Origin of the sequence: Chromohalobacter sp. 296-RDG (genome assembly GCF_029889885.1) — a bacterium.
Lineage (GTDB): Bacteria > Pseudomonadota > Gammaproteobacteria > Pseudomonadales > Halomonadaceae > Chromohalobacter.
Genome location: NZ_JARANY010000145.1, coordinates 1 through 2,399, shown reverse-complemented (window position 1 = coordinate 2,399; position 2,399 = coordinate 1). Strand labels below are relative to the sequence as shown.

General features: G+C 62.3%; 2 protein-coding genes and 2 pseudogenes. 1 reads left to right on the top strand and 3 read right to left on the bottom strand.

Annotated features, from left to right (window positions below; translation table 11 throughout):
* Together OP495_RS17225 and OP495_RS17220 are read right to left on the bottom strand one after the other, a co-directional pair.
* Nucleotides 1-579 (bottom strand): annotated as a pseudogene (locus tag OP495_RS17225) (calcium/sodium antiporter); the annotation flags it as partial.
* Nucleotides 580-620: 41 nt separating this feature from the next.
* Nucleotides 621-1,187, bottom strand: coding sequence for an ATP-dependent zinc protease (locus OP495_RS17220; protein ID WP_075368592.1), 567 nt, complete (start codon nucleotides 1,185-1,187; stop codon nucleotides 621-623).
* A gap of 27 nt (nucleotides 1,188-1,214) precedes the next feature.
* Here OP495_RS17220 and OP495_RS17215 point away from each other — a divergent pair, with 27 nt between their 5' ends.
* Complete coding sequence (locus OP495_RS17215; protein WP_083632746.1) at nucleotides 1,215-1,796, top strand: glycosyltransferase; 582 nt, start codon at nucleotides 1,215-1,217, stop codon at nucleotides 1,794-1,796.
* Nucleotides 1,797-1,877: 81 nt separating this feature from the next.
* Here OP495_RS17215 and OP495_RS17210 read toward each other — a convergent pair.
* A pseudogene (locus OP495_RS17210) lies at nucleotides 1,878-2,399 on the bottom strand (hypothetical protein); the annotation flags it as partial.

Here is a 2,399-nt window from a genome sequence, read left to right as displayed (position 1 = left end):
CCACACCAGCATCAGCGAGCTCACCAGTAGCAGCGTCAGGCCGACCACCAGCCAGACGATGGCCCGGCCGAGCGTCATGGCATGCGAGGAGAGCTCCTGTTCGGTCTCCGCGACCAGCGGGTCATCCTTGCCACGCAGTGCCGTCCAGATCGTCCAGCCCATCAGGGCGAAGAACCCCAGCAGCAGCAGCAAGGATTCCAGTCGGCTGAGCTGGCCGTTCCAGAACAGCACCCCGGCCACGGCGCCAAACAGCAAGAGCAGCGGAAGTTCACGACGGATGATCGTCGAGTGCACCGCGATCGGCACGATCAACGCCGTCACTCCGATGATCAAGCCAACATTGTAGATGTTGGAGCCCAGCGCGTTGCCGAGAGCCAGGTCGGGGTTGCCATCCAGGGCCGCCATGATGGACACCACGATCTCCGGTGCCGAAGTGCCGAACCCGACGATGACCATGCCGATCACCAGGGAGGGTAATCCGAGGTGCCCCGCCACGGCCGCGGCACCCTCGACGAAGCGGTCGGCACTCCACAGGAGCAGCACGATCCCCAGGATGATGGCCAGAATCGGTAACAGCACAGCGTCTCCTCAAAGGTTGCGAGTGGCATGACAGCGTCCCGTCAGATGCCGATGTCTTCGTCGTAATCATGGTCGGCGTGGCGAATAAGTTGGCTATCCTCATCGCAGTCGGGGTCATGCACGAAGGTGCGCGTGACATCGACCTCCCCCAGGCTCTGGATAGTGCGACGCCCGAGCAGCACGGGATAGTTCATGTCATCGCGATCCTCCAGGCTGAACTGCTCCTCATGGAGGGTCTGGCCCATGCAGATCGTCATCAGTACCACGGGGCGACGATCCTCCCCACCGGCGCCACTGACCAACAGGTTACGAAATACCTCACGTTCGAAGGTGCGTGATACTACCTCATCCGTGTCCTCATCCTCGACTTCGACGGTGAAGCGCACCCACTCCTCGCCGTCACGTTCGAATGTCTCGATCTCTTCGGCTTGCATCGAGGAAGTGAGCGCACCGGTGTCCAGTTTTACCTTGACCTCGACCCCCCAGGGTTCGACGGTGGCGGTCTCCACCCAGCCATAGGTCGCCGCGTCTGCGCCCATGGCGGCGCTGGCCAGCCCTCCGGCGACAACCAAGATCGTTGCATAACATGCTGATTTTAGATATTTCATATCTAGGCTACTCCTTGCTATAGAACGATAGTTTCCGACCGCCTGCACTTCACCGGTCGACTGCAGGGCCAGGGACTGATCGACGCCTACCACACCATGGATGTCTTTGCCTTTGCTTCCCACAGCGAGATCCAGTGGATGGTGGTGGCCGAAGCCATGGCCGCCGGCCTGCCGGTCGTCGCGGTGTCGGCCCCCGGCATCCGCGAGGTGGTGATTGATGGCGACAACGGTCGTCTGCTTGACAGGCATCGCAGTGACGATGTCGAGGAGATGGTCGATGCCCTGGTGAGCCTGCAGGAACCCCAGCGCCGTCTTCCTCTTTGCGAGTCTGCACTGGTGACGGCCGCGACCTATGATGAAGCCCGTTGTGCCGAGCGATGCCTTGCCGTGTATCGGCAGGTCATTGCTCAAGGTGGCCCCTTAACCCACGCCGACGATGGCGGATGGGACCGGATACGCAGCCGACTGGGCGCCGAGTGGCACATGCTGTGCTACCGGGGCCGTCTGCTCAAACGCCTCGTGCGGTCGGAACTGAGTGAGCATGGCCCCGCCTGGTTGCCGGAAAACAGCGAAGGTGCCCCCAACACCTATCGGAACGGTCGACAGTGACGTCGATACTGGGTCGGGTCGCTGATTGTGTGGAACAGGATCCCCTTTCATCAAACTCCAGAAAACGCCTTACCGCCGAAGTCAGGAAACATTAAGCAGGCTATAGGGTGCCTCGCAGGCGTGCCGCTCGTCGCGTTCGTCGATGCTGCCGAGGGCATAATTGCGGTCGTTGTCGTAGGCGACGAAGAGTCGGTCGTGATCCAGCACCGCCAGTCCTTCCGCCTTGTGCTCGAACTCCAGCGGCAGGCCCGCCGGCGTGGTCACAAGCGTCGGGCGACGCCCGGCACGGAAGTCCTCCAGGCCGACCTCCCACAGGTAGCCACCAATATGCTCCTCGCCATTCGCCTCGACCTCGTAGCTGTTCAGCAGGTAGAGGCGTGCGTGGTAGGGGTCGTACTCCAGGCTTGAGAGGCCACAGTCATAGCGAACCGCGGGGTCATCACCAGGCTCGAAGGCATAGAGTTCGCGCAGCTGGTCGATGAACACCAGGTTGCCGCCCTCGCTGATCTCGTAGTGGGCCCCCACGACCCGGCTCTCATAGGCGAAGTCATCGTGGGCACGCCCCTGCTCACGCACCCCGAACAGCAGCAGGCCGTCGCCCCG

What these genes read in the sequence shown, in the direction of transcription:
- OP495_RS17220 (WP_075368592.1), bottom strand. Translation starts at nt 1,187, where the DNA reads ATGAAATATCTAAAATCAGCATGTTATGCAACGATCTTGGTTGTCGCC.